Source organism: Micromonospora sp. B11E3, assembly GCF_039871625.1.
Classification (GTDB): domain Bacteria; phylum Actinomycetota; class Actinomycetes; order Mycobacteriales; family Micromonosporaceae; genus Micromonospora.
In genome coordinates this window covers 19,327-43,941 of record NZ_JBDPMC010000004.1, presented here as the reverse complement: position 1 = coordinate 43,941, position 24,615 = coordinate 19,327, and the positions used below count along the sequence as shown (strand labels likewise).

At 70.9% G+C, this 24,615-nt stretch carries 24 protein-coding genes; 14 read left to right on the top strand and 10 right to left on the bottom strand.

Features of this window, described 5'->3' with window-relative positions; all coding sequences use genetic code 11:
* The first annotated feature begins 227 nt into the window (after nt 1–227).
* Both ABGB16_RS03400 and ABGB16_RS03395 read left to right on the top strand, forming a co-directional pair.
* Nucleotides 228–1,424 (top strand): PspC domain-containing protein, encoded by a 1,197-nt coding sequence (locus ABGB16_RS03400; RefSeq protein WP_347666478.1) that lies wholly within the window; start codon nt 228–230, stop codon nt 1,422–1,424.
* A 2-nt stretch (nt 1,425–1,426) separates the two neighbouring features.
* A complete protein-coding gene (locus ABGB16_RS03395; RefSeq protein WP_347666477.1) occupies nt 1,427–2,113 on the top strand; it encodes a response regulator transcription factor in 687 nt (228 codons plus the stop codon).
* 22 nt (nt 2,114–2,135) lie between these two features.
* Here the strand turns inward: ABGB16_RS03395 and ABGB16_RS03390 are convergent, their stop codons facing one another.
* On the bottom strand, nt 2,136–2,870 hold the full coding sequence (locus ABGB16_RS03390) for a PIG-L deacetylase family protein (RefSeq protein WP_347666476.1): 735 nt from the start codon (nt 2,868–2,870) through the stop codon (nt 2,136–2,138).
* 424 nt (nt 2,871–3,294) lie between these two features.
* Here ABGB16_RS03390 and ABGB16_RS03385 point away from each other — a divergent pair, with 424 nt between their 5' ends.
* The 5 genes from ABGB16_RS03385 (at nt 3,295) to ABGB16_RS03365 (ending at nt 9,042) form a co-directional block, all read left to right on the top strand.
* Entirely contained in the window at nt 3,295–4,938 is a 1,644-nt protein-coding gene (locus ABGB16_RS03385; protein ID WP_347666475.1) for an ABC transporter substrate-binding protein, read from the top strand.
* 144 nt (nt 4,939–5,082) lie between these two features.
* Nucleotides 5,083–6,009, top strand: coding sequence for an ABC transporter permease (locus ABGB16_RS03380; RefSeq protein WP_347666474.1), 927 nt, complete (start codon nt 5,083–5,085; stop codon nt 6,007–6,009).
* Nucleotides 6,002–6,979, top strand: coding sequence for an ABC transporter permease (locus ABGB16_RS03375; protein WP_347666473.1), 978 nt, complete (start codon nt 6,002–6,004; stop codon nt 6,977–6,979). Before ABGB16_RS03380 ends, ABGB16_RS03375 begins: the two co-directional genes overlap by 8 nt.
* Nucleotides 6,980–7,007: 28 nt before the next feature.
* Nucleotides 7,008–8,036: an ABC transporter ATP-binding protein gene (locus tag ABGB16_RS03370; RefSeq protein ID WP_347666590.1), complete on the top strand. Its 1,029-nt coding sequence runs from the start codon at nt 7,008–7,010 to the stop codon at nt 8,034–8,036.
* Complete coding sequence (locus ABGB16_RS03365) at nt 8,029–9,042, top strand: dipeptide ABC transporter ATP-binding protein (protein WP_347666472.1); 1,014 nt, start codon at nt 8,029–8,031, stop codon at nt 9,040–9,042. Before ABGB16_RS03370 ends, ABGB16_RS03365 begins: the two co-directional genes overlap by 8 nt.
* 214 nt (nt 9,043–9,256) lie before the next feature.
* On the opposite strand, the gene ABGB16_RS03360 is transcribed toward ABGB16_RS03365, so the two are convergent.
* Nucleotides 9,257–9,607, bottom strand: a complete 351-nt coding sequence (locus ABGB16_RS03360; RefSeq protein WP_347666471.1) for a chorismate mutase — start codon at nt 9,605–9,607, stop codon at nt 9,257–9,259.
* Nucleotides 9,608–10,013: 406 nt separating this feature from the next.
* Complete coding sequence (locus ABGB16_RS03355; RefSeq protein WP_347666470.1) at nt 10,014–10,394, bottom strand: peptidase inhibitor family I36 protein; 381 nt, start codon at nt 10,392–10,394, stop codon at nt 10,014–10,016.
* A 266-nt stretch (nt 10,395–10,660) separates the two neighbouring features.
* Between ABGB16_RS03355 and pcrA the strand changes: the two genes are divergently transcribed.
* Complete coding sequence (gene pcrA / locus ABGB16_RS03350; protein WP_347666469.1) at nt 10,661–13,072, top strand: DNA helicase PcrA; 2,412 nt, start codon at nt 10,661–10,663, stop codon at nt 13,070–13,072.
* Nucleotides 13,073–13,223: 151 nt separating this feature from the next.
* Here the strand turns inward: pcrA and ABGB16_RS03345 are convergent, their stop codons facing one another.
* From ABGB16_RS03345 to ABGB16_RS03335, 3 genes are all read right to left on the bottom strand, one after another.
* Nucleotides 13,224–14,171 carry a phosphatase PAP2 family protein gene (locus ABGB16_RS03345; RefSeq protein WP_347666589.1) on the bottom strand — a complete coding sequence of 316 codons (948 nt, stop codon included), beginning with the start codon at nt 14,169–14,171 and terminating at the stop codon, nt 13,224–13,226.
* A gap of 168 nt (nt 14,172–14,339) precedes the next feature.
* The gene (locus tag ABGB16_RS03340; RefSeq protein WP_347666468.1) at nt 14,340–14,852 is read right to left on the bottom strand and encodes a hypothetical protein; all 513 of its coding nucleotides are present in this window, start codon (nt 14,850–14,852) and stop codon (nt 14,340–14,342) included.
* Complete coding sequence (locus tag ABGB16_RS03335; RefSeq protein ID WP_347666467.1) at nt 14,849–15,541, bottom strand: glycosyltransferase family 87 protein; 693 nt, start codon at nt 15,539–15,541, stop codon at nt 14,849–14,851. Before ABGB16_RS03335 ends, ABGB16_RS03340 begins: the two co-directional genes overlap by 4 nt.
* Before the next feature lie 65 nt (nt 15,542–15,606).
* Here ABGB16_RS03335 and ABGB16_RS03330 point away from each other — a divergent pair, with 65 nt between their 5' ends.
* Both ABGB16_RS03330 and ABGB16_RS03325 read left to right on the top strand, forming a co-directional pair.
* Complete coding sequence (locus ABGB16_RS03330; RefSeq protein ID WP_347666466.1) at nt 15,607–16,044, top strand: hypothetical protein; 438 nt, start codon at nt 15,607–15,609, stop codon at nt 16,042–16,044.
* A complete protein-coding gene (locus tag ABGB16_RS03325) occupies nt 16,041–16,943 on the top strand; it encodes an MFS transporter permease (protein WP_347666465.1) in 903 nt (300 codons plus the stop codon). The genes ABGB16_RS03330 and ABGB16_RS03325 overlap by 4 nt, the downstream gene beginning before the upstream one ends.
* Nucleotides 16,944–16,992: 49 nt before the next feature.
* Here ABGB16_RS03325 and ABGB16_RS03320 read toward each other — a convergent pair whose 3' ends face one another.
* Nucleotides 16,993–17,775, bottom strand: a complete 783-nt coding sequence (locus tag ABGB16_RS03320; protein ID WP_347666464.1) for a M23 family metallopeptidase — start codon at nt 17,773–17,775, stop codon at nt 16,993–16,995.
* Between the two features lie 274 nt (nt 17,776–18,049).
* On the bottom strand, nt 18,050–18,763 hold the full coding sequence (locus ABGB16_RS03315; protein ID WP_347666463.1) for a M23 family metallopeptidase: 714 nt from the start codon (nt 18,761–18,763) through the stop codon (nt 18,050–18,052).
* Nucleotides 18,764–19,146: 383 nt separating this feature from the next.
* Here ABGB16_RS03315 and ABGB16_RS03310 point away from each other — a divergent pair, with 383 nt between their 5' ends.
* The 3 genes from ABGB16_RS03310 to sucD all read left to right on the top strand — a co-directional run bounded on the left by ABGB16_RS03310 (nt 19,147) and on the right by sucD (nt 22,092).
* Complete coding sequence (locus tag ABGB16_RS03310; protein ID WP_145773587.1) at nt 19,147–19,551, top strand: cobalamin B12-binding domain-containing protein; 405 nt, start codon at nt 19,147–19,149, stop codon at nt 19,549–19,551.
* Nucleotides 19,552–20,022: 471 nt separating this feature from the next.
* Entirely contained in the window at nt 20,023–21,201 is a 1,179-nt protein-coding gene (gene sucC, locus ABGB16_RS03305; RefSeq protein WP_347666462.1) for an ADP-forming succinate--CoA ligase subunit beta, read from the top strand.
* Nucleotides 21,202–21,204: 3 nt separating this feature from the next.
* Entirely contained in the window at nt 21,205–22,092 is an 888-nt protein-coding gene (sucD, locus tag ABGB16_RS03300) for a succinate--CoA ligase subunit alpha (protein ID WP_347666461.1), read from the top strand.
* A gap of 59 nt (nt 22,093–22,151) precedes the next feature.
* On the opposite strand, the gene ABGB16_RS03295 is transcribed toward sucD, so the two are convergent.
* Nucleotides 22,152–22,412, bottom strand: a complete 261-nt coding sequence (locus ABGB16_RS03295; protein WP_347666460.1) for a hypothetical protein — start codon at nt 22,410–22,412, stop codon at nt 22,152–22,154.
* A 150-nt stretch (nt 22,413–22,562) separates the two neighbouring features.
* Between ABGB16_RS03295 and ABGB16_RS03290 the strand changes: the two genes are divergently transcribed.
* On the top strand, nt 22,563–23,855 hold the full coding sequence (locus tag ABGB16_RS03290) for a DUF6350 family protein (protein WP_347666459.1): 1,293 nt from the start codon (nt 22,563–22,565) through the stop codon (nt 23,853–23,855).
* 153 nt (nt 23,856–24,008) lie between these two features.
* Here the strand turns inward: ABGB16_RS03290 and ABGB16_RS03285 are convergent, their stop codons facing one another.
* Nucleotides 24,009–24,599, bottom strand: coding sequence for a hypothetical protein (locus ABGB16_RS03285; RefSeq protein ID WP_347666458.1), 591 nt, complete (start codon nt 24,597–24,599; stop codon nt 24,009–24,011).
* Nucleotides 24,600–24,615 lie beyond the last annotated feature (16 nt).

The following is a 24,615-nucleotide window of genomic DNA, read 5'->3' as shown; positions in this document are numbered from 1 at the left end:
TGCTCGCCCGGACCGGCCGGCGGCCTCAGGAGCCGACCCTGACCCCACCCTGAGATCCGCCGGCCTGGAATGTCGGGGGCGTCCCCGTGGTCCCCGGCGGTCGCCGCGTGTGACGATCGGAGCGGCGCCGACCGTCCGGCGACCGTCCCCCGCCCGTCCCGACCAGGGAGCCTCCGATCACCGCCGCAACCCAGCCACCGCGCCTCTACCGGGCACCCGAGCATCGGATGGCCGCCGGGGTCGCCGCCGGCATCGCCGAGCACCTCGGCATCTCGGTGGTCCGGGTGCGGGTCGCGTTCCTGGTGCTCATGGGCCTGAGCGGGCTCGGCCTGCTGCTCTACGCCGCCTTCTGGGCGGTGGTCCCACTACGCCCGGGCGACAACACCGCACCGGCCCGGCGGGACCCCGCGCAGCTGCTGCCGTTCGTGGCGATCGGGCTCGTGGTGCTCGCGATCCAGATGATGGTCTTCGACTCGGTCGGCGCGGCGGGCACCGCCGGCTGGCTGGTCGCGATCATCGCGGTGGGCGCCGGGGTGATCTGGCACCAGTCCGCGCCGGAGCGCCGCCGCCGGTGGGGCGAGTCGCTGCCGGTGCCCTGGCTGGGCGCGGTGGTGGAGGAGAGTGACCGGCGCGCGTTCGTGCTGCGGTTCATCGGCGGCGGCGTACTGGTCGCGGTCGGCATCATCGGGGTCGCGGCGGTCTACTCGCCGGTGCAGAACTTCGACGCCGTGGTCAACGGCGTCATCTTCGCGCTGGTCGGGCTGGCCGGTGTGGGGGTGGTGGCCGCGCCGGTGCTGTGGCGGACGTACAACCAGCTCCGCTCGGAGCGGGAGGGGCGGATCCGGGAGCAGGAGCGGGCGGAGTTGGCCGCCATGGTGCACGACCAGGTGCTGCACACCCTCGCCCTGATCCAGCGCAACGCCGCCGACGTCTCGACCGTGCAGCGGCTGGCCCGGGGGCAGGAGCGCTCGCTGCGCAACTGGCTCTACAAGCCCACCGCCTCGCCCAACGAGCGCTTCGCCGCGGCGCTGGAGCAGGCCGCGGCCGAGGTGGAGGACACCTTCGCGATCACCGTGGAGGCGGTGGTGGTGGGCGACCGGGAGACCGACGAGCGGGTGGGCGCGCTGGTCGCCGCGGCCCGGGAGGCGCTGGTGAACGCCGCCCGGCACGCCGGGGTGCGGACCGTCTCCCTGTACGCCGAGGTGGAGCCGGATCAGGTCAGCGTGTTCGTCCGGGACCGGGGCAAGGGCTTCGACCCGGATACGGTGGGGGATCACCGGCACGGCGTCCGGGGCTCGATCATCGGCCGGATGAAGCGGCACGGCGGCCGGGCGGAGATCCGCTCCGAGCCGGGGGAGGGGACCGAGGTCCGGTTGATCCTGCCGATCTCCCGGGACCAGTCCACAGCGGAAAGGGACAGATGACCATGGCTGAGCAGGCGACCGGGCCCCTGGAGGGTGCGGACGGCCGCCCCGAGCGGCTGCGGGTCTTCCTCGTCGACGACCACGCCATGTTCCGCGCGGGGGTCCGTGCGGAACTGGGGGCGCACGTCGAGGTGGTCGGCGAGGCCGGGACGGTCGCGGAGGCGGTCAGCCGGATCGCCGCGACCCTGCCCGACGTGGTGCTGCTGGACGTGCACATGCCCGACGGCGGCGGCCGGGCGGTGCTGGACGCGATGCGGCGTACCCACCCGCAGGTGCGGTTCCTGGCGCTGAGCGTCTCCGACGCGGCCGAGGACGTGATCGGGCTGATCCGGGCCGGGGCCCGGGGCTACGTCACCAAGACGATCTCCCCGGACGAGCTGGCCGCGGCGGTCCGCCGGGTGGCCGAGGGGGACGCGGTGTTCAGCCCCCGGCTGGCCGGGTTCGTGCTGGACGCGTTCGCCGCCCGGCCGGACGTGCCGGTGGCCGACCCGGAGCTGGACCAGCTGACCAACCGGGAGCGCGAGGTGCTCCGGCTGCTCGCCCGGGGGTACGCGTACAAGGAGATCGCCAAGGAGCTCTACATCTCGATCAAGACGGTCGAGACGCACGTGTCGAACGTGCTGCGCAAGCTCCAGATGTCCAACCGGTACGAGCTGTCCCGCTGGGCCGCGGACCGGCGCCTGGTGTGACGCCGGCCGGGCGCCCGGGCGGTCACTCCGTACGCAGCACGGTGAACGCCTCCGCCAGCCGGCCCGGTGGCAGCCCGGCGTTGTCCGCCACCGTCGTGAGCCGGTCCCGCACCCATGTCTCCACGTCGAGGTGGCCGGTCTGCGACCGGTGCGCCCGCATCGCGGCGATCTTGCGGTCGTACCGGTCGGTGACGTCCACGACGTGGTCCGGCGCCGGGCCGCCGGCGTACCAGACCTCCCGGACCACCCACGGCTCCAGCCCGGCCGCCAGCAGCTCCGGGTACGCGAACCGGTTGCGCGCGTCGGGGTAGATCGCGCAGGTGGTGGCCTCGCCGACCGCCAGGTGGTCGGGGTGGCTGGGGCCGGCGAGGTGCTCCCAGCGGCGCAGCGGGGAGTTGGTGAGCACGCGGTCCGGGCGGAACCGCCGGATCGTCGCGGTGATGTCGCGGCGCAGGGCCGGGGTCGGGGCGAGCGTGCCGTCGGCGTACCCGTCGAGGAACTCGACCCGACGCACGCCCACGGCGGCCGCGGCGGCCCGCTGCTCCTCCTCGCGCAGCCGGGTCAGTTCCGCGCGCGGGGTGTCGTCGAACCCGCCGGCCTCACCGTGCGTGACGATGAGGTAGGCCACCTCCACCCCCTCGTCCACCCAGCCGGCTATGGTGCCCGCACAGCCGAATTCGATATCATCCGGATGGGCGAAGACCGCCAGCGCGCGGCGGATGCCGACGAGTGCCGGCGCGGAAGCGGGGAAGCTCACAGAGTCCAGGCTACGCTCCGCGCCTGGCCCTGATCGGTGCGACGTCCTGCCTGCTCAATGTGGACCCGTAGGTCCGTTTCATGATCTTTTCCCAAGTATCGGCAACACTGCGGCCAACTAACGGCTTGATAACGGCACCTTCACGCAACGGGCCGGTAGGTGTCACAGTTGCAGCACCTCACCCCCGGCGTTAGGCACCCCGTTCGGTTCACGACCACGGATCCGACCGACAGGTCACGTTTCGTGGTCGCCGAGTCGTGCGTGGTGGCGAGCCCGGACGGTGCGGTGGCCCGGCGGATCGGTACATCAGGGGTGTCCCGATTTCTCTGCGGTGGACCGGTGGTCGGTGGTCGAGGCCACCGGCGGCGTCACCCCAACACGTCGAACGACGACGAACCTGGTTAGAAAGAGGAGGCCCCTCGGAATGAGAGTCTCGAAGCGGGCGAGCGGCGCGATCGCGGTGGGCGCGGCGTTCGCGCTCGTCGCGTCCGGCTGCTCCAGCAGCGACAGTGGCAGCGACGACACCGGTAACAGCGCGGACGGCGCCATCGTCATCGACGGTGGTGAGCCGGAGAACCCGCTGATCCCGGCGAGCACCACCGAGACCAACGGTGGCAAGATCATCGACTGGATGTGGACCGGCCTGGTCGAGTACCCCAACAACGGTGGTGCTCCGCAGAACGCCGTCGCCGAGTCGATCGAGACGACCGACTCCAAGGTCTACACGATCAAGATCAAGCAGAACACGAAGTTCCACGACGGTACCCCCGTCAAGGCCAAGAACTTCGTGGACGCCTGGAACTGGGGCGCCTACGGGCCGAACGGCGCGCAGAACTCCAGCTTCTTCGCCGACATCGACGGCTTCTCCGAGGTCAACACGGTGGACCCGGACGGCCCGGACGGCCCGCAGAAGGCCCCGGAGCCGGCGGCGAAGACCATGAAGGGCCTGAAGGTCGTCGACGACTGGACCTTCGAGGTCACGCTGGCGGCGCCGACCGCGGTGTTCCCGACCAAGCTCGGCTACAGCACCTTCATGCCGTTGCCGGACGCGTTCTTCACTCAGAGCGCCGAGGAGTTCGGCAAGAAGCCGATCGGTAACGGCCCGGTGAAGTTCGTCTCCTGGGAGAACAACGTCGCCATCAAGCTGACTCGTTTCGACGACTACCAGCTGCGCGACAAGATGAAGATCAAGGACGTCACCGTCAAGATCTACCAGGACGACAACGCGGCCTACAGCGACCTGGTCTCGGGCAACCTGGACTTCCAGCAGCAGGTTCCGGTCTCCGCCCTGGCGGGTGACAAGTGGAAGACGGACCTGGGCGAGCGCGCCGTCGCGTCGACCACCCCGTCGACCGGCATCATCGCCTTCCCGATCTACGACAAGCGCTTCACCAACCCGAAGCTGCGTCGCGCGATCTCGATGTCGATCAACCGGCAGGAGATCACCGACAAGATCTTCTTCGGTAACCGGAAGCCGGCCGACAGCTGGGCCAACCCGCTGACCCCGGGCGCGCAGCCGGGCAACTGCACCGCCTGCCAGTTCAACGTGGAGGAGGCCAAGAAGCTCCTCGCCGAGGCGGGCGGCTTCACCGGCAAGCTGTCCCTCTACTACAACGCGGACGCCAGCCACAAGGAGTGGATGGAGGCCGTCGCGCAGCAGATCAAGACCAACCTCGGCATCGACGCCGTCGCCGAGGGTGTGCCGACCTTCGCGGTGTTCCGCCAGAACATCAACGCCCACAAGATGAAGGGCATGTACCGCGCCGGCTGGCAGCAGGACTACCCGGACGTGGAGAACTGGGTCAACCCGCTCTACGTGACCGGTGGTTCCTCGAACGACGGTCTGTACAGCAACCCGCAGGTCGACGCCCTGGCCAAGGAGGCCAGCGGTGCTCCCAGCCTCGACGCCTCGCACGCCAAGTTCGCCGAGGCCGTCAAGCTGATCGACCAGGACGTTCCGACCGTCCCGATCTACTTCGGTGGCCAGCAGTCCGGCTACTCGACGAAGATCAAGAAGATGGAGCTGACCAACGTCGGCGAGCTCGACATCACCTCGGTCGAGCTCTGATCCGAACGGTCTGACCCCGGGTCGGGCTCACCTACCGGTGGGTCCGGCCCGGGGCCGTTCCGCGAGAGGTGTACAAGAGCCCTCGCTACGTTGACGCCCCCCGCGCCGGTCGCCCGACGCCCCCCCTTTCTGGAGGTCCACCCCATGGGCCGTTATCTGTTGAGACGGCTACTGCAACTCGTCCCGGTCTTCATCGGTACGACGTTCCTGATCTACTGGCTCGTCTGGTCCGTGCCGGGTGACCCGTTCGCCGGCAAGTGCGGCGACCGCCGGTGCCCGGACGTGTACATCAACATGATGACCGAGAAGTACCAGCTCGATCAGCCGATCTGGGTGCAGTACGCCACCTACATGAAGAACCTGTTCCAGGGGGACTTCGGCACCACGTTCAACAACCGCGAGGTCAGCGACATCATCGCGACGGCGTACCCGAACACGCTGAAGCTCGCTGTGGTGGCCCTGTCGATCGAGGCAATCATCGGCCTGACCGCCGGCGTCCTGACCGGCCTGCGGCGCAACGGCTTCCTCGACAACCTGGTCCTCGTCTCGTCGCTGTTCCTGATCGCGCTGCCGGTCTTCGTCGTCGGCTTCGTGCTCCAGTGGCTGTTCGGCGTGACGTGGCAGATCGTCACCCCGACGGTCTCCAGCGAGATGCGGTTCACCGAACTGATCATTCCAGGCTTCGTTCTCGGCAGCGCGTCCACGGCGTACGTCGCGCGGGTGGCGCGCACGAGCATCGCGGAGAACCGGCGCGCAGACTACGTCCGCACGGCCATCGCGAAGGGCCTGCCGATGCGGCGGGTCGTCGGCGTCCACCTGCTGCGCAACTCGCTGATCCCGGTGGTCACCCTGCTCGGCACCGACCTGGGCGCGCTCATGGGTGGCGCCATCATCACCGAGGGCATCTTCGGCATCAACGGCATCGGCCGCGAGGCGCTCCGGGCGATCGTGACCAAGCAGAGCTCTACGGTCGTCTCCATCGTGGTGGTTCTGGTGCTCGTCTACCTCTTCATGAACCTGCTGGTGGACCTGCTCTACGCCGCCCTGGACCCGAGGATTCGCTATGAGTGACCCCAGCACCGCGTCGATCGTCTCGACCCCGCCGTCGACCAATCCCAACGAGGTCGGGGCCCCCACCGATGCGGGCCTGCCCGGGAACGCCCGCAAGGAGAAGCCCCGCGGCCTGCTCGGCGACGCGTGGCGCGACCTGCGCCGCAAGCCGCTGTTCTGGATCTCCGCCTTCTTCATCCTGATCTTCGTGGTGATGGCGGCCTTCCCGTCGCTGTTCACCTCGGGCGACGCGGTCAACGGCACGCTGGCGAACAGCCGCGTCGGGCCGTCCGGCGACGCCTGGTTCGGCTACGACGTGCAGGGCCGGGACGTCTTCGCCCGGACCATCTACGGCGCCCGCGCCTCCATCGTGGTGGCCCTGCTCTCGGTGATGGGGACGCTGCTGATCGGCGGCACGCTGGGCATCATCGCCGGCTACCGCGGCGGCTGGGTGGACGCACTGCTCTCCCGGTTCGCCGACATCTTCTTCGGCCTGCCGTTCGTGCTCGGCGCGATCGTCATTCTCACCACCTTCAACGGGGCGGACTCGAGCAACAGCGAGTGGCAGATCATGGCCCTGGTCATCATGTCCCTGAGCGTGCTGGGCTGGCCGGTCGTGATGCGGCTGATGCGCTCCTCGGTGCTGGCCACCAAGGAGGCCGACTACATCGTCGCCGCGCGGGCGCTGGGGGCCGGCACCGGCCGGATCATCCTGAAGCACCTGCTGCCCAACTGCCTCGCCCCGCTGCTCGTCTACGGCACGATCCTGGTCGGGTCGTTCATCGGCGCGGAGGCCACGCTGTCCTTCCTGGGCATCGGCCTGAAGACCCCGGTGGTCTCGTGGGGCATCATGATCAGTGAGGCGCAGAACTACATCCGGGTCTCGCCCTACCTGCTCTTCTTCCCTGCCGCGTTCCTCGTCACCGCCGTCCTCAGCTTCGTGATGCTCGGCGAGACGGTCCGCGAGGCCCTCGACCCGAAACTGCGCTAGGGGAGATTCTTCAATGTCCGACATTCTCGTGTCCGAGCAGTCCGCGACGGGCGCCGACGGATCCGGCCGTCCCTCGGGGCGCCTCCTCGAGGTCGAGGACCTGCGGGTGGAGTTCCGCACCCGGGACGGCGTCGCCAAGGTCATCAACGGTGTCACGTACCACGTCGACGCGGGGGAGACCCTCGCCGTGCTCGGCGAGTCCGGCTCCGGCAAGAGCGTCACAGCGCAGACCATCATGGGTATCCTCGACACGCCGCCCGGCTTCGTCACCGGGGGCCAGGTCCGCTTCCACGGCAAGGACATGCTCAAGATGTCCGCCGAGGAGCGCCGCCGCATCCGCGGCGAGGGCATCGCGATGATCTTCCAGGACGCGCTCTCCGCGTTGAATCCGGTCTTCACCGTCGGGTTCCAGATCGCCGAGCAGTTCCGTGTCCGCCGGGGCATGAGCCGCGCGGACGCCAAGAAGCGCGCGATCGAGATGCTCGACCAGGTCAAGATTCCGAACGCCAAGGGCCGGTACAGCAACTACCCGCACCAGTTCTCCGGCGGCATGCGGCAGCGCGCGATGATCGCGATGTCGCTGGCGCTCGACCCGGAGGTGCTGATCGCGGACGAGCCGACCACCGCGCTCGACGTGACCGTGCAGGCCCAGATCATGGACCTGCTGGCCGAGCTCCAGCGCGAGCGGCGGATGGGCCTGATCCTGATCACCCACGACCTCGGCGTGGTCGCCGACGTCGCGGACCGGATCGCGGTGATGTACGCCGGCCGGATCGTCGAGGAAGCCAACGTGTACGACCTGTACGCCAAGCCGGCGCACCCGTACACCCTCGGCCTGCTCGACTCGATCCCGCGGATGGACGAGAAGGGGCAGCAGCTCCGCACCATCAAGGGCCTGCCGCCGAACCTGATGAACATCCCGCCGGGCTGCCCGTTCAACCCGCGCTGCCCCATGGCGCAGCCGGTCTGCCGGGAGAAGCTGCCGCCGCTGCTGCAGATCGGCAGCGGCCGGGCCAGCGCCTGCCACTTCGCCGAGGAGCTGGTGAACCGTGACTGAGAACATCCTCGAGGTCCGTGACCTGGTCAAGCACTACCCCGTCACGCGCGGGATCGTGTTCAGGAAGACCATCGGTCACGTCAAGGCCGTCGACGGGGTCTCGTTCGAGCTGAAGTCAGGCGAGACGCTCGGCGTGGTGGGCGAGTCCGGCTGCGGCAAGTCGACGCTGGCCCGGGTCCTGATGAACCTGGAGCGGCCGACCGCCGGCAGCGTGCACTACAAGGGGCAGGACATCTCCAGGCTGTCCGGCGGCGCGCTGCGCCGGCTGCGCCGCCAGATCCAGCTGGTGATGCAGGACCCGTACACGTCGCTGAACCCGCGGATGACGGTCGGCGACCTGATCGGTGAGCCGTTCGAGATCCACCCGGAGGTGGCCCCGAAGGGCAGCCGGCGGGGCAAGGTCAAGGAGCTGCTCGACCTGGTCGGGTTGAACCCGGAGCACATCAACCGGTACCCGCACCAGTTCTCCGGCGGCCAGCGGCAGCGCATCGGCATCGCCCGGGCGCTGGCCCTGCGCCCGGAGATCATCGTCTGCGACGAGCCGGTGTCCGCTCTGGACGTGTCGATCCAGGCCCAGGTCATGAACCTGCTGGAGAAGCTCCAGGCGGAGTTCGGCCTGTCGTACATCTTCATCGCGCACGACCTGTCGGTGGTCCGCCACCTGTCGGAGCGGGTCGCGGTCATGTACCTCGGCAAGATCGTCGAGATCGGCACCGAGGACGAGATCTACGAGCGGCCGACCCACCCGTACACGCAGGCGCTGCTGTCGGCGGTGCCGGTGCCGGACCCGACGCTGCGGGACAACAAGGCGATCATCCGGCTCACCGGTGACGTCCCTTCCCCGATCAGCCCGCCCTCGGGCTGCCGGTTCCGTACCCGGTGCTGGAAGGCGCAGGACGCCTGCGCCGAGCAGGTCCCACTGCTGGAGATCCGCTCCGGCTCGGACCACCCGAGCGCCTGCCACTTCGCGGAGAAGCGCGAGATCGTCGCCACCCACGAGGCGTGAGCCTCGCGGGCTGGCCGACCCCGACCGCCTGCCGGCGTCCACGCGGATGCCGGCAGGCGGTTCCGCGTTTCCGGACCCCCTGAGGTCGGGGCACGTCACGGCGATGGCGGCGGGCCGGTGCGCCGGGCCGTGCATGGCGGCCCACAGCGGGCCGGTGGGCCGGGCGGCCTACAGGGGCCCGGTGGGCCGGTCTGCAGCGGCCCGGTGGGCCGGTCTACAGCGGGCCGCGGCCGGCGCGGAGCAGCAGCAGGGCGAGCTGGGTGCCGTCGGCGCCCAGCTCCTGACGGAACCGCTCCAGGATCTCGCGCTCCCGAGAGAGCACCAGCCGGGTGCCGCCGGAGGCCATCCGGGTCGCCCCGACCTCCCGGGAGAGGCTTGCCCGCTCGTGCCACAGCTCGATGAGGGTACGGTCGATCTCGTCGATGCGTTCGCGGATGGCGACGATCCGGGCCGCGGCGGCCGTGTCCTCGGTGCCCGTCCCGGTCGCCCCGGCCGGCGCCTCGGTGCGCCCGCCGCCCTGACGGGACTCCGCGCCGCTGTTCTGCTCCACCACGTCTGTCATCATCGCCGTACCCCTCGGGTGTCGGGCCCGGTGCCCGGATCCCGGAACGGAAAAGCCCCGGGCTCCAGGAGCCCGGGGCTTTCGTAGGTCTGACCTGATCAGGCGCTACCCACGGCTGCCGGACTTCCGGTGCCATAGTAAAAGTAGTAGCGCTGACCGAACACGCCGTCGAGTATGCCCAGCCCGGCTCCGGGTTCGCAAGGATTCCCGCCATTCGGTCCGCCGGCCGTCCAGCGGCCCTGACAAGGGCCCCCGCGCCCAAGGCGTGTCTCGTCGTAACCCATCACACCCAGCCGGTTACCCGACGCTCTCTCAGCGTCGCTGGATGGGAGCGGCATACTGGGCTCGAAGGGGCGGCCGGCGACGCCGTCTCGTGCTCGGCTGACTAGCTAGTCCGCGTCACGCTGGGTCAGCATATTGCGGTGCTGCTGGCGCGGTCGTTCCAGCCGTACGGGCGGAAGTCACTGATCTGCGTGTTCGGCGGGAATACCAAGTAGTTGCCACCTTTATACGCGTGCTCGTAAAGGCACCACCTGTAACCCGTTTTGTTCACGGCAGAGCTGGCTCTGTCGTTGAAGTTTGCGTAAGAGAAGTTGTTCAACTGGCTTGGGCTGCTCCACCAGGGGGTGAAATAGGCTCCCCCGAAATAGATGTTGTCAAAGATGCAGAACTGGCCCGACGGGCAGTCCGACCAAGCGGCGCTTGCCGGAGACGGGCTGACGAGAGGGGCAAGCAGACCCGCTAGACCGACGGTAAGCGCGGTAGCTAGCAACGTACGCATCCGCTTCATGTGGTTCCACCCTTCACGCTCGGTGATGTACTGGGACCTTGCTGTGGATCAGTTGCGCCTGACGCGCGCGCAACATCTCGACAGCAGAACGGGGTGCATCCGGTGCTGGGTTCACGGAACCTCGCAGAAACTCGTACGGGTGCGGCTTTTTTGACGGGAAGATCAAGTTGGGCTGACGCCGTCCTCCTGGAAGGGGGCCTTCCCTGCGACCGTGTCGCCGTGCGCGGTCGGGAAGTGTCCGGCCGGAGGCATAGACTCGCCGTGCGATGCAGCCTCTCTTCGACATCCCCGCGTCCCCGCCCGCGCCCGAGCCCGCGTCGGCCCCGCCGCGCCGGCCCGGCCCGGTCGTCCACCGCGACCCGCAGCAGCTGCTGGAGGGCCTGAACGGCCCCCAGCGCGACGCCGTCACGCACGGCGGCTCGCCGCTGCTGATCGTGGCCGGCGCCGGCTCCGGCAAGACCAGGGTGCTCACCCACCGGATCGCGTACCTGCTCGCCGCCCGGGACGTGCATCCCGGCGAGATCATCGCGATCACCTTCACCAACAAGGCCGCGGGCGAGATGAAGGACCGGGTGACGCAGCTCGTCGGCCCGCGTGCCCGGCTCATGTGGGTGTCGACGTTCCACTCCGCCTGCGTGCGCATCCTGCGGGCCGAGCACGAGCACGCCGGCCTGAAGTCGACCTTCTCGATCTACGACGCCGACGACTCCCGCCGGCTGATGCAGCTCGTCGCCCGTGAGCTGGATCTCGACCCGAAGCGCTACCCGGCGCGCGGGCTGGCGGCCCAGGTCTCCAACCTGAAGAACGAGCTGGTCGACCCGGAGGAGTTCGCCGCCCGGGCCAAGGGCCCCAACGAGCGGGCGCTGGCCGAGGCGTACACGCTCTACCAGCGGCGGCTGCGCGAGGCGCACGCGCTCGACTTCGACGACCTGATCATGACGACGGTGCACCTGCTCCAGGCGCACCCGCACGTCGCGGAGAGCTACCGCCGCCGGTTCCGGCACGTCCTGGTCGACGAGTACCAGGACACCAACCACGCCCAGTACGTGCTGATCAAGGAGCTGGTCTCCGGCACCGAGGGCGTCGAGCCGGCCGAGCTGTGCGTGGTCGGCGACGCCGACCAGTCGATCTACGCGTTCCGGGGCGCGACCATCCGCAACATCCTGGAGTTCGAGCGGGACTTCACCGACGCCCGCACGATCCTGCTGGAGCAGAACTACCGCTCCACCCAGACCATCCTCAACGCCGCCAACGCGGTGATCGACCGGAACACCGGCCGGAAGCCGAAGCGGCTGTGGAGCGACGCCGGGGCCGGCGAGCAGATCGTCGGGTACGTCGCCGACACCGAGCACGCCGAGGCGGACTGGGTGGGACGGGAGGTCGACCGGCTGGTCGACGCCGGCGACGCCCGCCCCGGCGACGTCGCGGTCTTCTACCGCACCAACGCCCAGTCCCGCGTCTTCGAGGAGGTGTTCATCCGGGTCGGGCTGCCGTACAAGGTGGTCGGCGGGGTGCGCTTCTACGAGCGCAAGGAGGTCCGCGACGCGCTGGCGTACCTGCGGGCGGTGGTCAACGACGACGACACGGTGAGCCTGCGGCGCATCCTGAACACCCCCCGGCGCGGCATCGGCGACCGGGCGGAGGCGTGCGTGGAGGCGCTGGCCAGCCGGGACCGCATCTCCTTCGGTGCCGCGCTGCGCCGGGCCAAGGAGGCCACGGGCATCTCCACCCGCGCGGCGAACGCCATCGCCGAGTTCGTCGCCCTGCTCGACGGCGCCCGGGAGGTGGCCGAGACGGGCACCCCGGAGGAGGTCCTGGAGGCGCTGCTGACCCGCTCGGGCTACCTGACCGAGCTGGAGGAGAGCCTGGATCCGCAGGACGCGGGCCGGGTGGACAACCTCCAGGAGTTGGTCAGCGTCGCCCGGGAGTACACCGAGCGGGTCGAGGCGCTGGGGGCCGAGGGGGAGCGGGCCACGCTGGCCGGCTTCCTGGAGCAGGTGGCGCTGGTCGCCGACGCCGACCAGATCCCCGCCGACGACCCCGACCACCAGGGCGTGGTCACCCTGATGACGCTGCACACCGCCAAGGGCCTGGAGTTCCCGGTGGTGTTCCTGACCGGGCTGGAGGACGGCGTCTTCCCGCACCTGCGCTCCCTCGGCGACACCCGCGAGTTGGAGGAGGAGCGCCGACTGGCGTACGTGGGCATCACCCGGGCCCGGCAGCGCCTCTACCTGTCCCGCGCGGTGACCCGATCGGCGTGGGGGCAGCCGGCCTACAACCCGCCGTCGCGCTTCCTGGAGGAACTGCCGCCGGAGCTGGTTCGGTGGGAGCGCACCGAGGGGTCGTACACGTCGTGGGCCGGGGGCGGCGGCGGGGTCGGCGGCCGCGCGGGCGGCACGGGTGGCGCGGACCGCGGGCGCGGTGGCTTCACCGGCGGCACGCCCCGGGCCGCCCAGCTGGCCAAGCGGCTCGGCGTGGACGGCAGCCGGCTGACGACGGCGAGTGAGTTGCCGCAGGCGCCGAAGGTGGCGGCCGGGGACCGGGTCAACCACCAGCGGTACGGCCTGGGCCGGGTGCTCGCCGTCGAGGGGCACGGCCCCGGCGCGCGTGTCCAGATCGACTTCGGGGACCAGACGATGTGGCTGGTGCTGCGGCACGCGCCCATCGAGAAGCTGTAGGAACGCGGCGGTGCCCCGGGCCCACCGGCCCGGGGCACCGTCAGGAACACTCGACGCGCCGGTCCAGGTCAGGGCCGGGAGAGCTGTACGCCGAATGCAGGGTGGTCCGTGTCGGCCGCGCGGAGCGAGTGGCCAGCCGTTCGGTGGTGGCTCAGGCAGGCAGAGCCGACTCCTGGCGCTCGCTCGTTTCCTGGCGCTCGCTCGTTCGGTCCTGGTTCGTGCGGCGGCGGGCGCTCCACCAGCGCTCGCCCGCACCGACCAGCAGGAAGATCACCACGACGTAGGCCCAACCGATCAGGACATCGATGATGTAGTGCTCGCCCGCGTAGACCAGCGTGAAGGTCATGGCCAGCGGGTAGGCCAACAGGAGCGGCCAGAAGCGCCGCCGCGTCGTCGGCAGGAAGAACAGCACCACGAACAGCGCGAACGCGGTGTGCAGCGAGGGGATGGCGGCAATCGGATTGGCGGCGTACTGACCCAGGCTGAGCAGATTGCCGGCACCGTGCATGCCGAACGCGTGCCATCCTCGGGTGGAGATGCGAGCCACCTCTTCGGTGAGGTAGCCGTACTCCGCCGCCCACCACGGCGGAGCGGCGGGGTAGATGAAGTACGTCGCCAGGCCGGCCGCGCTGAGCACGAACCATCTCCGCATGAACTTCGCCCACCGGGGCCTGGACCGCAACCACAGGTACACGGCCGCACCGAGCGATGCCACGAAGTGGGAGAAGTAGACCCAACTGGCGAGCACGTCGTACCAGCGGATCGAATCCGGGTCGTAGAGGTGGCTCTGCAACCACACGGTGGGCACCTGGCCGCCAGTGGCCCAGCCCCACATGGCCAGGTCGGCGCCGATGAGCTCCTGTACGTGCGGAACCGTGCCGTTGTCAGCGAAGCCTCGGGAGAAGTTGTACACGGCCAGCAGGACCACCACGGGCACCCAGTCGCGGGCGAAGGCGAGATGGCGCCGCCAGGGCAGGTGGCTGCGCCAGGCGATGGTCAACGCCCACAGCCAGAAGAACGCGTAGAGCGGATCGGTCGGTAGCCCGATCAGGAACCAGCCGGCGCCGAAGGCTGCCGTCCAGATCCCCGTCGCCCGCATCCGGCGCCTGCGCAGCTCCGGCCTCTCGATATCCGGCGCGGCGGACGACGCTTCTGTGAGCTTCGTGGTCATGGGGCCCAAGGCTATCTGGCCGCGGGGACGGGCCGCGTCGAAGGTCTGGCCCACCGACGCCTCCTCGCCCGCGCACCGCAGCCGCCTGACGTCGGATCAGACCGGGTCGGCGTCCATCGACAGCGCGCCAGCGGACGGTCTCGCCGCCGGCTCCTGATCCGCCCTCTTCCTCCGCAGCGCGGCGAACGGCACCAGGCACGCCACGGCCACGGCGAGCAGCAGCCGGGCGTTTCCGGTGAGGGCCGTGGTCGGCAGCGTCGCCCCGAGCGATGTCACGGGTAGGACCATGATTGCCGCCACCAGCGCGAACCAGGCGATGGTGCCGCGCCGCCCCCCGACCGCGATCAGGCCGGCGAGGACCAGCCACACCTGGTGATGAGTCCAGGACACCGGTGAGAAGACGAGCCCGGCAGCGCCGATGATCACTGCGGCGGCGAACGGATCGCCGTTGCGGTTGGCGCGGGACGCTCGGATCAGCGCCACCACCACGACCGCGATGCCGATCGCCCCCGCCAGGGCGGTACGCCAGGTGTCCGGCGCCTCCAAGCGGAGCAGGGCCCCGTTGAGGGACTGGTTGCCACCGGTGGCGATGTTGCCGACGCGGTTCACGTTCCAGATCTCGGTGAACCAGAGCGGACCGATTCCCCCGGCAGGACCAGCCAGGCGACACCCGTACAGGCGCCGAACGCCGCCACGGCGTTGATCGCCGTGCGCCGCTGGCCGGAAACCCACCAGTACACCACGAAGATCATGGGGGTGAGCTTGATCGCCGCCGCGATGCCGGTGAGTGCGCCGCGGTACCGGGTGGGCATGATCCCGAGGCAGTCGACCAGCACCAGGGCGACCAGTACCACGCTGATCTGCCCGAAGCGGAGGTTGCTCGACACCGGCGCGGAGCCGAACAGCAGCAGCGCCACGACCGGCACGCGCAGCGCGGGATCGATCCAGCGGAGTCCGTCCGCCCGCCTGACGAGCACCGCCAGCCCGATCACCACGCCGATCGTCGCCGACGTCCAGAGCGCCCGCAGTGGCGCCTCGGCTATCAGGGCCAGGGGCGTGAACAGCAGGCCGGCAAAAGGCGGGTACGTGAAGGGAGCATCGTTCCACGCCGCGAAGTCGTAGAGACTGCCCCCGTCCAGGAGCACCCGCACGGAGCCCCAGTAGACATGGAGGTCGGCCAGGCGGTCACGGACCGGACGGTTCAGCGCTCCCGCCACCTGCAGGGCCACGACGAGTGCGACCGCAATCCAGAGACCGGTGCGGGCCAACCAGAGCGTCCGCCTACCCTGCGGCTGCATTCTTTCCTCCCCGCGAGCCAACTCGAGGGGACAGCCCGCATGCCCGTCAACAGTAAGGTGCTGGCATGGACTCCATGACCAGGCCCGGTCGGCTTGCGCGCCTTGTCGTCACCGTTCTGGCCGCCGGCCTGCTCGTGGCGGGCACTGTCGCGGGAAGTGACGACGACTTCCCGTTCGGTCCCTTCAAAATGTACGCCTACGCCGACAGTCCGGACGATCCGGTGTCCGAGGCACTCGTTCTGGCGGCCACCGACACGGGTAGGCGCATCATCTTGACCGAGAACGACACCGGGGTGCGGCGAGCCGAGGTGGAGGGCCAGGTGGGGCGGTTTACGGCCGATCCCACGGAACTGCGGATAATCGCGCACGCCTATCGACGGCGGCATCCGGACGTCCGGCTCGCCACGGTGTCCGTGATCATCCGCCGGCATGAGCTGTCCGATGGGCGCCCCACCGGATCCTTCCGGGACGAGGTAGTCGCGCAGTGGCAGGTGCCCCGATGAGGCGGGTGACCGAGTGGCTGATGCCCCCGGTGCCGCTCGGCCGCGTGGCGGCCCTCCGCACGTGTGTCTACCTGTTCGTCATCGCCGACATCACGATCTTCACCGGTTGGGTTCGCAACCGCACCGCCGTGCCACCGGAGCTGTACGAGCCACTGCGTATCGGTCGGATCCTGCCGCTGCCGGCCCCCACCGCCGCGGTGGTCACCACCGTGTTCTGGGTGCTCCTGGTGTCAGCGCTCGTCGCCGCCACCGGTCGCGCGCCCCGGCTGCTGGGGTGGACCGTCGCCGCCCTGTACCTGGAGTGGCTGGTGATCGTCTTCAGCTACGGCAAAGTCGACCACGACCGGTTCGCCCTCCTTGTCGCGCTCCTGACCCTGCCGACCGTCGGGCGCGCCCGACATGGCGACTCGACGAGAAGCGTTCGCGGTGGGTGGTCCCTGCGGGTGACCCAACTCGCCGTTGTCGCCACGTACTTCCTTGCCGCGTGGGCGAAGCTCCGTTATGGAGGTATCGAGTGGCTCACGGGAGCCACACTCACCCGGGCCGTCGTCCGCCGGGGCGCGGAATGGACCGAACTGCTGACCGACGTGCCCGGCCTGCTCATCGCCGCGCAGTTCGGCATCGTGGCGTTCGAACTGGCCAGTCCGCTGGTCTTCGTCCTGCGCAAGCGTGCCCGTTACGTCGCGATCTCCGGCTTCTACCTGTTTCACCTCGTGACGTTCGCGGCCATCTCGATTTCTTTCCTTCCGCACCAGGTGGCGATGTTGAGCTTCCTGCCGATCGAACGCGTCCGACCAGTGCGGTGGCTACGTCGCCGAGTCGCCGGCGGCCGGGCCCGCTCGGGGCAGCGCGATGCCGCACCGGAACCAGATTCGGCGCCCTCCCCGCTGGGGTCGTGACGCCTGCCTGGAGCGCGCTGCGGAGGACCTGGCGAGGATCTGCAGAGGCTCAGCAGGCCACGTCGATGCCCCGGGCGCGCAGGAACGGCGCGGGGTCGATCTGGTTCCACATCTGGCCCTTGTGCACCTCGAAGTGCAGGTGCGGGCCCGTGGCGTCGCCGGTGGCGCCCTCGTAGCCGAGGACCTGGCCGGCCTTCACCCGCTGCCCCACGCTGACGGCGGTGCGGCTCTGGTGGGCGTAGTGGGTGAGGTAGCCGTTGCCGTGGTCGACGAAGACCGAGATGCCGTACCCGTCGCCTACGTCGCCGGCCTTGACCACCGTGCCCGCGGCGGCGGCGTGGATCGGGGTGCCGGCGGGCATCGCGAAGTCGATGCCGGCGTGCAGGGTGCCCCAGCGCTGGCCGTAGCAGGACGTGATCTGGGCGCCCTTCATGGGGATGACCCAGGCGGGAGTGGGCTTGCTGGTCGTCCTCGGCTTCGCCGTGGCGGTGGGCGTGGAGCTGGCCGTCCTGGCCGGGCTCGGGCTGGCGGTCGACGGGCTCGGGGACGAGGTGGCCGGGCCGGCCGAGGGGGTGACCGGGCTGGCGGAGTCCCGCGTGGAGCGGTCAGCGCGGGCGGCGTCCTCGGCGCGGGCCCGGGCGTCGACCGCGACGGCGGCGGTCGGCCCGTCGCTACCGCCGGCGGCGGTGACGACGGACACCCCGGCCAGGCCGAGCCCGACCAGGGCCACCCCGCCGACCACGAGGGCACGGCCGCCGCGGCGGCGGCGGTCCAGGCGGTGCCGGCCCGGGGCGGCCGTGGTGCTTCCGCTGTGGATGTCGTCTTCCTGCACGGGCGGACCTTCACGTCTCGGGGTGGGGCGGACCTCGAAATACTGGTGTCCGCGCCGGTCCGCCCGGGTGCGGGGGCGGGGTGCGGGCGGCGGCCCGGGGACCGCCCGCGCCCGATGCGTGCCCGACCGGGCCGTCCTGTCCCGATAAGTGATCATGCGGCTCGTGTCGTCCGTCACACCTGTCGATGTGGCGCAGCAGACATTCGACCGGTGGGCGGCGACGAAAAACCGCCCGGATCGAGCGATCCGGGCGGTCAACGGTCGGTACGCGGTGTCAGGACGCGGCTACCTCGGTGTAGAAAGCCTCAACCTGCATCTTGATGTCCACTCCGCGCTCCTGCAACCACGGCACCGGGTCCTTCGGCTCGCCCTTGACATGGATCTCCAGGTGCAGGTGCGAGCCGTACGCGTGGCCGGTGGCGCCCACCAGGCCGAGCTGGTCGCCGGCCTTGACCTGCTGGCCCTCCTGCACAGTGAGCGCGGAGGAATGGCCGTAGATGGCCTCGCTGCCGTCGGCGTGCTTGACGATCACCGTGTAGCCGTAGCCGCCGAACCAGCCTGCCTTGGTGACCGTGCCGTCGTGGATCGCGACGTACGGGGTGCCCTCCGGCGCGACCAGGTCCACGCCGGTGTGCAGCTTGCCCCAGCGCATGCCGTACGCGGAGTCGAAGTCGTAGCCCTGCAGGGGCAGCAGCCAGACGTCCTGCTCGGCGGAGGCCTTGGTCTCCGACCGGTCGGCGCGGGAGGCGCGGTCGGCGGAGTCGGCGCGTAGGGTCGCGTCCTGGCTGGCGACGGAGGCCTGCCTGAGCTCGTCGAGGACCGCCGGGTCGACGCTCTTGGCGTCCGGCAGGGCGGCCGCGCCGAGCGCGACCATGCCAGCACCGACGAACGCGGTGGTGACCACGGCGGCGTAGCGGCTCCGCGGGGGCGTGGGTACGCGGCGGCGACCGCGATATCTATCGGGCTCAGACGACAGGCGCTGGCGCACGCACACCCTCCGTTGTCGGGGTTCCGATACGACCCGCCGGCGTCCGTGAAGCGGTGGTGAACCTCGGCTGGCCGCGTCGTCACCCGTCCGTGGACCTGATGACAACCGTGGACACGGTAGCCAACCGCCACGCTGGTCACAAGCCAGACGGCCAAATTGGCGTGTCGATCTGTCCGTTTGCATCCCGTATTGTCAGATCTAGTCGCGTTGGCGGATGACACCCCTGCGGAGCGTTTTCGTCGCGTAGCGTGACGGCGGACACGTTCGGCCCGGCCTCCGCGCCCCGGGGCTTCCGAGTGGCGCCGCCCGGATTCCCCGCCGCCGGCCGGTCGGGTTACCGTTCGTTCAGGTGACAGTCGTAGCGCCGGGAAGGGTGTCCGCTGATGAGCTCTCGTATCCGAGTCGTCGTGGCGAAGCCGGGCCTCGACGGCCACGACCGCGGGGCCAAGGTGGTCGCGCGCGCCCTGCGCGACGCCGGCATGGAGGTCATCTACACCGGCCTGCACCAGACTCCGGAGCAGATCGTGGAGACGGCGATCCAGGAGGATGCCGACGCGGTCGGGCTCTCGGTGCTCTCCGGGGCGCACATGACGCTGTTCCGTCGGGTGATCGAGTTGCTCGGCGAGCGGGACGCCCGGGACATCGTCGTCTTCGGCGGAGGGATCATCCCGGACGCCGACATTCCCGAGTTGGAGCAGCTCGGGGTCGCCAAGATCTTCACCCCGGGCGCGACCACCCAGTCGATCGTGGAGTGGGTCCGGGCGAACGTGGCCCAGCCGGTCGGCTGACCCGGGCCGGCGCCCTCGCGAGACGAACGGGCCGGCCCCTCCCCCCGGAGAACGGGGGGAGGGGCCGGACGCACCCCTCACACGTCCGGCCCCTCTATGCACGATGCCCCGCCGCCACCCCTCGACCGACAGGGCATCGGCCGTCTCCCGTCATCGCGCTGACCAGCGCTCCGACATCTGACTCAACGACGCCCCCACGGCGGGGTTACGCGCCCGGCCAACATCGTCCGGAGATTTCCGCCGGGCCGCCGGCCGCGACCGGTGGGACCGTCCGGGCTGGTAGGCGTGCCCGGGGGCTCGCGTGGCCGCTGTGGAGTAGGGCACACCGCGCACCCGCTCGGTTGCCGGCCGTGCCGGCCTCGCTAGGCTGCGGCAATGGCCTGTGTCAGCTGATGACAGGCGTCAAACTGTTTTCACAACGCTGGTGGCGGCGCGACGGCGCGCCGCGGAGACAGGACGGGACGCGCAATCGTGGACCTGTACGAGTACCAGGGGCGGGACCTGTTCGAGCGGCACGGCTTGCCCGTGCTGGCCGGCGGCGTCGCCGACACCCCGGAGGAGGCGCGGGCGATCGCCGAGCGCCTCGGCGGCCGGGTGGTCGTCAAGGCGCAGGTGAAGGTCGGCGGCCGAGGCAAGGCGGGCGGCGTCAAGCTGGCCGAGGGCACGGACGAGACGGTGGCCCGGGCCACCGACATCCTGGGCATGGACATCAAGGGGCACACCGTCCACAAGGTCATGATCACCGTGACCGCGGACGTGGCCGAGGAATACTACTTCTCCTACCTGCTCGACCGGGCGAACCGTACCTTCCTCTGCATCGCCAGCGTCGCGGGTGGCATGGACATCGAGCAGGTCGCCGCCGAGACGCCGGAGAAGGTCGTCAAGGCGCCGATCGACGCGAACACCGGCGTGGACGAGGCCAAGGCGCGGGAGATCGTGACCGCCGCCGGCTTCCCGGCCGAGGTCGCCGACCAGGTCGTCGAGGTCGCCGTCGGGCTGTGGAAGGCCTTCGTCGCCGAGGACGCCACGCTGGTCGAGGTGAACCCGCTGGCCAAGACCGGGGACGGCAAGCTGCTGCTCCTGGACGCCAAGGTGACCCTGGACGAGAACGCGGCGTTCCGGCACCCGGACCACGAGGCGCTGGTCGACCAGGCCGCGGTGGACCCGCTGGAGCAGGCCGCCAAGGAGAAGGACCTCAACTACGTCAAGCTCGACGGCGAGGTCGGGATCATCGGCAACGGCGCGGGCCTGGTCATGTCGACCCTCGACGTGGTCGCCTACGCGGGCGAGCGGCACGGCGGCGTCAAGCCGGCCAACTTCCTCGACATCGGCGGTGGCGCGAGCGCGGCCGTGATGGCGAACGGGCTGGAGATCGTCCTGTCCGACCCGGCCGTGAAGAGCGTCTTCGTCAACGTCTTCGGCGGCATCACCGCCTGCGACGAGGTCGCCAACGGCATCGTGCAGGCGTTGGCCCTGCTGGAGCAGCGGGGTGAGAAGGTCACCAAGCCGCTCGTGGTCCGCCTCGACGGCAACAACGCCGAGGCCGGTCGGGCGATCCTCGACGAGGCCGACAACCCGCTGGTGCAGCGGGTCGACACGATGGACGGCGCGGCCGAGCGGGCCGCCGAGCTGGCCGCTGCGGGGGTCTGAATCATGGCTATCTGGCTGACCAAGGACTCGAAGGTCATCGTGCAGGGGATGACCGGCTCCGAGGGTTCCAAGCACACCCGGCGGATGCTCGCCGCCGGCACCAACGTCGTCGGCGGCACCAACCCGCGCAAGGCGGGCCAGACCGTGGACTTCGACGGGACGGCGCTGCCGGTCTTCGCGACCGTCGCCGACGCCATGGCGGAGACCGGTGCCGACGTCACCGTTATCTTCGTGCCGCCGCAGTTCACCAAGGCGGCCGTGATCGAGGCGATCGACGCGGAGATCCCGCTGGCCGTGGTGATCACCGAGGGCGTCCCGGTGCACGACACCGCCGCCTTCTGGGCGTACCACGTGGCCAAGGGGGAGCGGACCCGGATCATCGGGCCGAACTGCCCCGGCATCGCCTCGCCGGGCGCGTCCAACGCCGGCATCATCCCGGCCGACATCACCGGCTCCGGCCGCATCGGCCTGGTCAGCAAGAGCGGCACGCTGACGTACCAGATGATGTACGAGCTGCGCGACATCGGCTTCTCGACCTGCGTCGGCATCGGCGGTGACCCGATCATCGGGACCACCCACATCGACGCCCTCGCCGCCTTCGAGGCCGACCCGGACACCGACGCCATCGTGATGATCGGCGAGATCGGCGGCGACGCCGAGGAGCGGGCCGCCGAGTTCATCAAGGCGAACGTGACCAAGCCGGTGGTCGGCTACATCGCCGGTTTCACCGCCCCGCCCGGCAAGACCATGGGCCACGCCGGCGCGATCATCTCCGGCTCGGCGGGCACCGCCGAGGCGAAGAAGGAGGCGCTGGAGGCGGTCGGCGTGAAGGTCGGCAAGACCCCGACCGAGACCGCCAAGCTGATGCGGGAGATCATGTCCGCCGGCTGACGCCGTTCCGAGGCGCCGAGGGGGTCGACCGCAGCGGTCGGCCCCCTCGTGTCGTCCGGTCAGCGGTAGAGCGGATGATTGCCGGTGACCCGCAGGATGGCGCTGCCGATGATGTTGATCACGCCGAACGCGATGGCGAGGTAGCCGAGCACGGGGGACTTCCCGTATCGCCTGGCATCGCGGATCGACAGGTAGCCGAAGATGATCCCCAGGACGCCGCAGCAGAGCAGGCCGAGGACGATGCCCAGCACACCCCACAGCGTGGTGCGGTCGCGCCCGGCGGCGGCCGGAGGTGGGGGCGGCGGATACGGAGCGTTCACGGCTTCCTCCGAGCGGTGGCTGGGAAAGGTCGCGTACTGGGCCGAGGCTATTCCGGATCGGGGCCGCTGGGCGCTGGATCACCGAACTCGCGGCGGGCCCGAGGTGTTATCGGACTGCCGGCAACCGCGCGGCATGCCAGAGTAGAGCCGATGTCCTCCGTCACCCCTGACCAGCCCCGCCGTCCGGACGCCGGGGTCGGCGCCGACGACCGGCCCGCGGCCCGCGTCCCGGGTCCCCGGGTGCCCGCGCCCCGGGCCGGCGAGGCGCCCCGGGGCCGCGCGCCGCTCGCGGTGGCCGCCGGGGTCGCCGCCGTCGGGGCCGCGCTCACGTCGTACCTGCCCGTCGCACTGGTGCTCGGCCTCGCCCAGCTCAGCGAGGGTGCCGGCTCCGTCACCGGGGCGCTGCGCGCCGGGCTGGCCGGATGGCTGCTCGGCCACGGCGTGCCCCTGTCCACCGACGCCGGGCCGCTCGGCCTGGCCCCGCTGGCGCTGGCCGCGCTGGCCGTCTGGCGGCTGACCCGGGCCGGCGTGCACACGAGCCGGGCCATCGGCGCCCGGGGTCGGCGTTCCCCCCGCCAGGCGCTCACCGCGGCCGGTGCCGTCGGCGTCGGGTACGCGGTGCTCGGCACGCTCGCCGCGGTGCTGGTCAGCGGCGGCGGGCTCCGGGCGTCCCCGGTCCGCGCCGGGGTGACCTTCGCGGTGGTCGGCGCGCTCGCGGCCCTGGCCGGGGCGGTCCGCACCACCGGGGTGGCCGGCCTGCTCGCCGCCCGGGCGCCCGCCGTGGCGCGCGACGGCCTGCGTACCGGCCTGGTCGCCGGCCTGCTGCTGCTCGGCGCGGGGGCCGGAGCAGCCGGGCTGGCGGTGGCCACCGGCGGCGGGGACGCCGCGGACCTGATCGGGGCGTACCACACGGGGGTGGCCGGCCAGGCCGGAATCACCCTGGTCAGCCTCGCCTACGCGCCCAACGCCACGATCTGGTCGACCAGTTACCTGCTCGGGCCGGGCTTCGCCGTCGGCACGGACACCGCCGTACGCACCAGCGAGGTCTCCGTCGGCGCGCTGCCGGCCGTACCACTGCTGGCCGGCCTGCCCGGCGGCCCGGTCGAGGGATTCGGGGCCGCCCTGCTCGCGGTCCCGGCGCTGGCCGGCATGGCCGCCGGCTGGCTGCTCGCCCGCCGGCTGCTCCGGCTGGCCGCGGAGGACCGCGTCGAGGTGGCGTGGCCGGCGCTGCTCGGCCCGGCGGCGCTCGCCGGACCGGTCGCCGGGCTGCTGCTCGGGGCGCTCGCGGCGGCCTCCGGCGGCCCGCTCGGCGGCGGCCGGCTGGCCGAGATCGGCCCGGTTCCGTGGCAGGTGGCCGCGGTGGCGACCGCCGTGATCACGGTCGGTGCCCTGCTCGGGGCCGCCGCCACCCGCGTCCTGGGAAAAGGAAGGGCTCCCGCCTGACGTCTCCGGTGGGGCGGCTCTCACCTGCCCGCCTGTGGCCGGCGCTCCGCCCCGGCAACCCCGGCAACGCGCTTCGCGGCGCAGCCGGGGCGCGGACGCGGGAAGGGGCGCCCCGGAGATCCGGAGCGCCCCTTCTGGCCGGGTCGGCCCGCCTCACGTCGTGGGCAGGCTGACGTTCGCCACGATGCCCAGGATCAGCACCAGGATGCCGAGACCGGCGCCCACGATGCCGCAGATGAAGCCCGTCTTGGCCTGGCTGTCGTTGTTGGCCAGGCCCTGGGCCGCCTTCTGCCGGCCGAGGTGGCCGGTGATGACCGCGGCGATGCCGACGGGGATGCCCAGGTACAGGCAGCACGCCAGCGGGATCGACGCGATGCCGAGGATCATCGACACCAGGCCCAGCGTGTTCTGCTGCCCCTGCGGCTGGGGGTAGCCGGCGCCCGGGTACGTCGGGGCCGCGCCGTAGGGCTGCTGCTGGGCGTACGGGTCCTGCCCGTACGGCTGCCCGGAGGTGGGCTGTCCGTACGGCTGGCCCGACGTCGGCTGCCCGTACGGCTGGCCCGAGGTGGGCTGCTGGCCGTACGGCGCCTGCGGCTGCTGGCCGTACGGGTCGTGCCCGTACGGCTGGCCCGAGGTGGGCTGCTGACCGTACGGCGCCTGCGGCTGCTGGCCGTACGGGTCGTGGGGCTGCTGGCCGTACGGATCGTGGGGCTGCTGGCCGTACGGGTCCTGACCGGGCTGCATTCGTTGGTGCTCCTTG

Bases quoted from the DNA above. Each gene is read 5' to 3' on its own strand.
- sucD (WP_347666461.1), top strand. From the start codon at position 21,205: ATGGCTATCTGGCTGACCAAGGACTCGAAGGTCATCGTGCAGGGGATG.
- ABGB16_RS03385 (WP_347666475.1), top strand. From the start codon at position 3,295: ATGAGAGTCTCGAAGCGGGCGAGCGGCGCGATCGCGGTGGGCGCGGCG.
- ABGB16_RS03400 (WP_347666478.1), top strand. From the start codon at position 228: ATGGCCGCCGGGGTCGCCGCCGGCATCGCCGAGCACCTCGGCATCTCG.
- ABGB16_RS03395 (WP_347666477.1), top strand. From the start codon at position 1,427: ATGGCTGAGCAGGCGACCGGGCCCCTGGAGGGTGCGGACGGCCGCCCC.
- ABGB16_RS03325 (WP_347666465.1), top strand. From the start codon at position 16,041: ATGAGGCGGGTGACCGAGTGGCTGATGCCCCCGGTGCCGCTCGGCCGC.
- ABGB16_RS03355 (WP_347666470.1), bottom strand. From the start codon at position 10,394: ATGAAGCGGATGCGTACGTTGCTAGCTACCGCGCTTACCGTCGGTCTA.
- ABGB16_RS03380 (WP_347666474.1), top strand. From the start codon at position 5,083: ATGGGCCGTTATCTGTTGAGACGGCTACTGCAACTCGTCCCGGTCTTC.
- ABGB16_RS03335 (WP_347666467.1), bottom strand. From the start codon at position 15,541: ATGCAGCCGCAGGGTAGGCGGACGCTCTGGTTGGCCCGCACCGGTCTC.
- ABGB16_RS03375 (WP_347666473.1), top strand. From the start codon at position 6,002: ATGAGTGACCCCAGCACCGCGTCGATCGTCTCGACCCCGCCGTCGACC.
- pcrA (WP_347666469.1), top strand. From the start codon at position 10,661: ATGCAGCCTCTCTTCGACATCCCCGCGTCCCCGCCCGCGCCCGAGCCC.
- ABGB16_RS03285 (WP_347666458.1), bottom strand. From the start codon at position 24,599: ATGCAGCCCGGTCAGGACCCGTACGGCCAGCAGCCCCACGATCCGTAC.
- ABGB16_RS03290 (WP_347666459.1), top strand. From the start codon at position 22,563: ATGTCCTCCGTCACCCCTGACCAGCCCCGCCGTCCGGACGCCGGGGTC.
- ABGB16_RS03345 (WP_347666589.1), bottom strand. From the start codon at position 14,171: ATGCGGGCGACGGGGATCTGGACGGCAGCCTTCGGCGCCGGCTGGTTC.
- ABGB16_RS03360 (WP_347666471.1), bottom strand. From the start codon at position 9,607: ATGATGACAGACGTGGTGGAGCAGAACAGCGGCGCGGAGTCCCGTCAG.
- ABGB16_RS03310 (WP_145773587.1), top strand. From the start codon at position 19,147: ATGAGCTCTCGTATCCGAGTCGTCGTGGCGAAGCCGGGCCTCGACGGC.
- ABGB16_RS03330 (WP_347666466.1), top strand. From the start codon at position 15,607: ATGGACTCCATGACCAGGCCCGGTCGGCTTGCGCGCCTTGTCGTCACC.